Annotated in this window: 5 protein-coding genes; 2 read left to right on the forward strand and 3 right to left on the reverse strand. The window is 46.4% G+C overall.

Features of this window, described 5'->3' with window-relative positions; translation table 11 throughout:
* The first annotated feature begins 170 nt into the window (after positions 1-170).
* Positions 171-683 carry a hypothetical protein gene (locus tag IQ257_RS28200; protein WP_228061113.1) on the forward strand — a complete coding sequence of 171 codons (513 nt, stop codon included), beginning with the start codon at positions 171-173 and terminating at the stop codon, positions 681-683.
* A gap of 72 nt (positions 684-755) precedes the next feature.
* On the opposite strand, the gene IQ257_RS28205 is transcribed toward IQ257_RS28200, so the two are convergent.
* The 3 genes from IQ257_RS28205 to IQ257_RS28215 all read right to left on the reverse strand — a co-directional run bounded on the left by IQ257_RS28205 (position 756) and on the right by IQ257_RS28215 (position 5,900).
* A complete protein-coding gene (locus IQ257_RS28205) occupies positions 756-1,502 on the reverse strand; it encodes a hypothetical protein (protein ID WP_193881705.1) in 747 nt (248 codons plus the stop codon).
* A gap of 493 nt (positions 1,503-1,995) precedes the next feature.
* Positions 1,996-5,121 carry an MFS transporter gene (locus tag IQ257_RS28210; protein WP_193881707.1) on the reverse strand — a complete coding sequence of 1,042 codons (3,126 nt, stop codon included), beginning with the start codon at positions 5,119-5,121 and terminating at the stop codon, positions 1,996-1,998.
* 401 nt (positions 5,122-5,522) lie between these two features.
* Complete coding sequence (locus IQ257_RS28215) at positions 5,523-5,900, reverse strand: phage holin family protein (RefSeq protein ID WP_193881710.1); 378 nt, start codon at positions 5,898-5,900, stop codon at positions 5,523-5,525.
* Between the two features lie 247 nt (positions 5,901-6,147).
* Between IQ257_RS28215 and IQ257_RS28220 the strand changes: the two genes are divergently transcribed.
* The coding region (locus IQ257_RS28220) for an ABC transporter ATP-binding protein (protein ID WP_193933414.1) at positions 6,148-7,207 on the forward strand (1,060 nt) is incomplete at its 3' end.

The following is a 7,207-nucleotide window of genomic DNA, read 5'->3' on the forward strand; positions in this document are numbered from 1 at the left end:
CTTGTCCCCTTGTCCCCTTGTCCCCTTGTCTCCTTGTCTCCTTGTCCCCTTGTCCCCTTGTCCCCTTGTCTCTTCCCCTACACCCCCTTGAATCGCCCTGGTAGAGAATTAAGCGATCGCTCTCCTTGAGGGGAATATTTTTAATTTAATTAGAGTATAATGATTCGCTCTTGCCCTCTGATGTAATGAAAATTCCAGAACTGTTCGACCCTTATGTGGAACTGTTCCAAATCCTTGACGGGAAAGGACAACTACACTCTCCGAACGGTCAGTTCTTAGGTCGTCTTTCCTCCAAAGCTGACTACGTTAACTCAATTCTCAACCCTGTTGGGGACTACGGCAATTCCTTTTCGCCGATTAGCATTCACAACCCTCAAGGCGATTACGGGGGAGAATTTGGCATCTACAGTCCGTTTAATCCCAACTGCCTCAACCCACCTCTAATCTGTTTTCTTGACCAACCAATTTTAGTGCTTACAATTAACCCTAGTCTCTGCACGAATGGATTGAAGCGGGTAGATCCCTATTTGATGCTAACTATTTACGAGGCACTCTCTAACACACCTTTTACAGGGCAGTCACCGCCAGCGCTGCCACTGGCACGAAAAGCAGCATTAGCTCAACTACAGGCTAAAATTGCCCAGTTGAATGTCACTCTTTTCGGCTTGAGCAACGAAGAATAAACCCTGCCATGAATTTCGCTCCCAAGAAAAAAGGGGAGTAGGGAATAGGGAATAGGGAATAGGGAATGTAGATCAAATACTTTTTATTTCTGACTGTGGAACCAGACTAACTGTCCACAACTCCTCCGTCATTTTAATTTGATTTTCTAGGGAAACCTTTTCATTATAGAGTTCAACTAAGCCAACAAATGCCATTGTATGTTCTTTAATGAGCTGGCGAACTTCTGGTCTAGCCAATAAATTGACTTGTCCGTTCAATCCATTTTTTTCGGAATTTTTTGGAGTGGCTGAAGTTTTTTCAAGTTGGTAAGATTTTGGGGATTGGACTACCCACCAAATGAAGGGAGAGTTAATAATTTCTTCAATTAAATTGATAACATCGGGTTGCAAAAATGATGAATATTTTTCAACAGTTCGGTTTAATGATTCCCTGAATTGCTGGCACTCCCATAATAAATAATCTAGCCAGCTCATTTCTACTGATTTTATAACAGGTGCAGGTTGCGAAAAATCTAGAATGGCGAGTTGCTCGAAATAAAAGTCATCAAACAAGTCAGCGATGCCTTTGTAATCATTATTTTCTTTAACCTTAACAGTTGTTTTAAAAAGATTGATTAGCAAACCGAAATGACGAAGCAGAGGTCGCCGCAACTGCTGCAATGCTACTTTTTCTAGTTTCTGCCTTTCCTTTTCTCGTTCAGCATCGATAACAAGGTCTATTGAAAAGATGACAAGCAGAATACCGATAATCTCTGCTGCTACATCTAAAGAAAAACCCTTAATCCAGTTGGTTTGAGAGTGAATAGAAAAACTAACCACGAAGCAACTTATTAATAAAAAAAAAGCGCTATATAGGTTGTTTTCAAAGATCCTTTCATCCTTAATTTCCCTTTTATTTGTATTGGCTCCAATCTTGAAATCAACCGGACAAGTATACTTGTTGTGAGATCTTGTACCAGTCTCACTAACCGCCAGTGGTTTAAACCACTGTCTTATAGCTAAAGTCCTCGCTATGAGGACTAAATACTGACTCTACAAGACTTTCAGTCCATTTCAATGGACTTGAGCTATTAGCCCGGAGTTTAAACTCCGGGCGGATTTTCGGGCTGCTCGACAAAGGTGCAAGTTATCAGTTTCAATCGACTTAAGCTATTAGCCCAGAGTTTTAACTCTGGGTGGGTTTTCGGGTTTACTGACAATGGTGCAAGATGTGAGCCATCAGAAAAATCTCTCTATTAGGGATTGTGGGATGGGCGTCCTGCCCGCGCGAGCAAATGGTGCAAGATATAAATTCAAAAGCGACCACTTGGTACTAGTCAATGACACCTATAGCTCCGGCACCTGCTGCGGCAATCCCAGATACCAGTGCTGTGAAGAACAGCCACCAAGAGGCAGTTGCAGCAGCTTTGCGCGTTTCTTCTACTTGTCGTTGTGTCTGATGCTTGACTTCTTCTAAGCGCATTTGCGCTTCCGTTTGTAGCCGTTCTGCCCGTTGTAAGATGCTGCTGCGCACCCGCTCAATTTGACCAATAATCCGGTTGGCATCCGCTTCTGAGATATCTTGGCGAGAACTCAGCATGGCGACTAGTGTATCGCGGTCAAACTGCGAAAGGCGATCGCGCATTGCCTCAAATCCAGCTTGCGGGTCATCAAACAAGGTACGCATATCCCGCTTGATACCATCGTAGTTGAGTTCGGGTCGCTCCATGCTGTTGAGATAGTGGCGGATTTTTGCAAAGATGCCGTCTATTATTCCCTGAATTCGCTGTTGTACACTCCGCATTTGGGCAACAACTTGGTCGCGGACACCAATCATTTGATCGGCAATTCGGTTCACGTCCTGCTCAGAAATATCCTCCCGTTGAGACAAAAGTGCCACTATGGTAGAACGATCAAAGTGAGACAGGCGATCGCTCAAACTCTCCATGCCAGCACGGGGGTGATTGATCAGCAACTGAACGTCCCGCTTAATTTCTTCGGGATTCAGTTCTTCTTTATCGGTAGAACGCAGATAATCGGCGATCGCATCTTGGAAATTCTGCACTCTTTCCTGAGTCCGCAGTGCAAGGCGTCGGGGTGTCTTGAGGATACTGCGAACACTTGAGAGTACATCCTCAACAATCCGATTGGCTTCCGCTTCACTCATGTCCTGCCGTTGAGCCAGCAACTGCACCACGGTATCGCGATCCATCTCTGCTAAACGGTGTCGGATTGCCTTTGCTCCTACCTTCGGGTTTTCTAGCAGCTTGGTTAAGTCTCGCCGGATACCATCAGGATTGAGCTCGGGCTTACCCGTATTGCGTAGGTAGGTAGCGATCTCCACCGTCGCTTGGTCATACTGCTCTTTAGCTTTGCCAACCAGTCTTTGGGGCGTATGGCGAACGCGACTCCAACTGCTTTCTACCCGATCTAGAATCCGATTGATTTGCTCCTCGCTCAGGTCTTGACGCTGGTTGAGTATCTGTACCAGGGTATCACGGTCAAAACGCTCCACCCGTCTGCGCAGTAGCAACAATCCAGCTTGCGGATCGTCTAGTAGTAGTTTCAGTTCGCGCTCGAGCGCTTGGGGATTAAGTTCGTCTTTACCCGTGTCCCGCAGGAAGGATTGAACTTTGAGCCATTGCGCTTCCGCTTTTGCCCGAGCAGCTTCCTGTTGTTCTTGAGCTTCTATCAAAACGCGATCGCGTGCGTTTTCCAGTTCCAGAATAATAGGTTCTGCTTCAATGGGCGTCATGTCTGAGCGCTGAAGCAGCAACCGCTCAAAGGTAAGACGGTCAAATTGAGCCAGACGATTGCTCAGATGCAGGTAATCTGTATTCGAGTCTTGGAGAATGGGCTTGAAGTTAAGCTGGATTTTTTCGGGAGTAAACTCGCTCTTGGGCGTCATTAGCAGATACTGTTCTGCCTCTGCCATCAGTGCCATTGCTGCACCGCGTTCCTTAGCCGCAATCGCTGTATTCAGTGCTTCCAAGCGAATAGCATCGAGCCAGGTAGAAATTTCTTGAATTCGCTTTTGGGTAAAGACGCCCCGTTGTTCCAGCAAGTCCGCAAAATCCGCCCGATTGAGCTGTTCGAGTTCCCGAGCAACCGTATCAGGCTCGGCTTCTGGATCATAAATTACATCCCTAAACTCCCGCTCTAGGGTTTCCCGCTTCATCTGCCAGGAATACTTGTTGAGCAAGTAGTCTTCAATATCCGCTCGAATTGGGCTGTAGGATGGCTCTGGTGTTCCACTACCCATCTGAGCAGCAATTTTACCCGCTTGGTCGCCTGCATGGTGTCTCAGCTCTTTCAACTGATTGACAATCTTTTCAACATCAATGTCAGACAGATCGGTGCGTCCCATGACGAGTCCAATCAGACTATTGACGCCTGTCGTCATGGCTTGAGACACCGGACCACCGCTGCTTTGGGCTTGGCGACGCTTGCGCATTTCATCAATAACACCGTCGAGTTTCTCAGAAAAATCGGGACCGACAAGCTGCACTTGAGTGGCTGATTTGAGATAATCGGTGAACTCTGAAAGGATATCCCTAGACGGTAGTTGACTAATCGTCTTCTTCCAGGCTCCTTCGAGCTGGTCTGAAATCCGGTTTACGTCCTGCTTAGAGAGGTCGCTGCGACTACTGACCAAATCCACAAAGGTTTGTCGGTCAACATCGCGGAGGCGATCGCTCGTTGCAATTTCTTGTAATCTTGGATCACGGAGCAAGTCCTCAAATTCCTGCCGAATTCTGTTGAGGTCAAATTGCGGTGGTCGTAGAGCTTCAACGTAATCCTCTAAATTTTCTCGGATGCTAACTGGGTCAACGGCAGAACCGAGTTCACGGCTCACAGCCGCCGCCGCTGCTTCTGCGGTGTTTACGACCTGTCGTTGAGCAGCAGCACCCCCAAGGGCAGCAGTGGCTGTTCCCCAAAGGGCTTGAAAGCTAGAGGTTGCCGTATTGATGACCGAGCCGACTAGAGAATTCACGGTTGTGGAACTAACCCAAACCAGCAGTGAAAAATAGGTTGCCCAAATCACTAAACCGACAATCGCTCCCAAACCCGCCGAAATCAGCAAGCTCAGTTTTACAGCCAGCAGGCAAGCAAAAAATAGGGAGATTGTAACGCTAATTAACGTGCCCAGTCCGAGAGCAAAGCCAATTTTGCGGATTGTGCCACCTAGACTCTCTGATTTGTGATCTTTATGAGAATCAGAGTGGGATGAAGATCCCCCTGCCATGGAAATACCAACAGCCACGCCGAGATTCGTTAAAAGTAACTGGAAGGCAAACGCCAGCACGACTCCAGAAATCACGGCAATAAAAAACTGCGGTCCACTAAAAACCATTGCGGCAGTTTCTGCCCGTTCTTCGATGTCTGGTTCGACTAAAACCTGTGCCAGCCACAGGATTGGATTACTTATTCCTAGGGTAATTTCCCCAATTTGAAGCATAATGTCTCCCTCTTCCAATTTGAATAGTGCGTAGGTTCTAAAGATTCTTGGAATAAGCTCTTGTCCAGCTAACGGGCAACGTTCCCTAAGCTCAACACACCAGTTAAACCGACAACAGCTTATGGATTACCTTAATTGCAACAAGAATCAATCATTACTAAAAGGTAGTCATACAGCGGCTCTCAATCATCTATCGCTGGTGTGAAAATTCCCCGATCGCTAAAACTATCTGTCAAAGTAACGATGAAAGCGGCTGAAAAGACAATTCTCCTATGCCAACAGGAGGAGTGGGGAGTGGGGAGTGGGGAAGACAACTAAATTGGCAATTTCTTCACAAAAAAGAGCAAGAAGGGACTTTTGCTCTTGCTCTTTTTTGTTGATGTTTAGTTAGAGAGTTCCTATTACTCAGAGACTTCTTTAGTCTGGAAGCTAGGAAAGCGTTCAGCAAAGTACTTGCTCAATAGAGTGTTCACAAACGACAAGATTACCGGAGCCAAGATAAACTCTAGCAACCCACGCACCTGAAATCCAGGTACAAACATTGAAGCTAACCAAAAGCACAAACCGTTAACAACTAGCGAAAAGCCTCCCAAACTAATGTAGTTCAGTGGCATGGATAGGGCTGACAGGGTTGGCTTAATGACGGAGTTGACAACTCCAATTGAAGCGGCTGCAATTAAAGCTGCTGGGAACGTTGCTAGATTGACTCCTGGAAAAATGATGTCAACGACTAGCAGGCTAAGAGCAGTAGCAAGTAGAGTTAAGAGAGTTCCAAGCATACATTATCCTCAATTTGATAAACAGTAGTCTTTTATTTAAGCGTGACTATATCTATTTTTAGCTGAATCAAAGTTCATCTACCTCTCTACTGAGATAGATTTTGAGGATAACTCTAGTCCTGTTTGTATTATTTAGATACATTTTCATCCGACAGAAACCTCCGGTGTCACCTGAAGGTCTTTGTAGAAAAGATGAAAGCTGATAGCGTGAGACACAGGAAAAAATCTTCGTTGGGATGACTACAGATTGAAACAGCGCTCTAGTTACTGGCAACTCCTACCTTACATCCGTCCGCACTGGAAAACCATCACTCAGGCATTGACTTGCACTGTAGGGGTGACGGTGTTTTGGCCCGTTCAAGCGGCACTCGCCGGTCAAATCGCCAAATTTATCGGACAGGGTGACATAACGGCACTGGCTCAGTTGTCTGGTATTCTTGCCCTAGTTTTTCTCATTCAGAAAGTCTTGATGTATGGTCAAGATTCCCTGATGGCAAAAGCTGCCCTTGCGGTTGCCTTCGACTTGCGCAAGCAGGTATACGCCCACATCCAACGTCTCAACCTGAGTTATTTTGAAACCGCAAAAACAGGCGACTTGACTTATCGCCTCACCGAAGATATTGACCGGATTGGGGAAGTTGTCAATAAAATTTTCCACGACTTTATCCCCTGCATCTTACAGCTCATTGTCGTGTTCGGCTACATGATTTACCTCAATTGGCAGCTCACCCTAGCCACCTTAGTCGCAGCACCGTTAATGGGCGTTTTAATTGGCTGGTTTGGCGAACAGATGCTGATATTTTCCCGCCGCAGTCAAAATCGCATCTCTAATCTCTCAGCATTACTCACCGAAGTATTCAGCGGAATTCGCCTCGTGCAAGCATTCGCCGCCGAAGACTACGAAATTGAGCGCTTTGCCATCGAAGCCGAATACAACCGTAGAGCCAAATATGCCGCCGAACACCTGAAGGCAATTCAATTTCCCGTGGTGGGATTTATGTATGCCATGAGCGTGTTGCTGCTATTTTTCCTGGGTGGCTGGCAAATTTCTAAAAATAATCTCACAGGAGCGGAATTTGTCAGCTATTTGGCGGCTGTAGGACTTTTAATTGACCCAATCTCCCATATTACCACAAATTACAACGATTTTAAACAGGGTGAGGCGTCTGTAGACCGGATATTTGAGGTGGTTGCCATTCAGCCAACGGTGATGCAAAAACCCGACGCCTCGACGCTACCCAACGTCACGGGGAAGGTGGAATATTGCCATGTGAACTTTGCCTATCTTCCCCTTCTCAAGGGGGGGC

The organism is Coleofasciculus sp. LEGE 07092, from assembly GCF_015207375.1.
Lineage (GTDB): Bacteria > Cyanobacteriota > Cyanobacteriia > Cyanobacteriales > Coleofasciculaceae > LEGE-07092.

Excerpts from the sequence above, each read along its gene's own strand:
- IQ257_RS28210 (WP_193881707.1), bottom strand. The coding sequence starts at position 5,121 with ATGCTTCAAATTGGGGAAATTACCCTAGGAATAAGTAATCCAATCCTG.
- IQ257_RS28215 (WP_193881710.1), bottom strand. The coding sequence starts at position 5,900 with ATGCTTGGAACTCTCTTAACTCTACTTGCTACTGCTCTTAGCCTGCTA.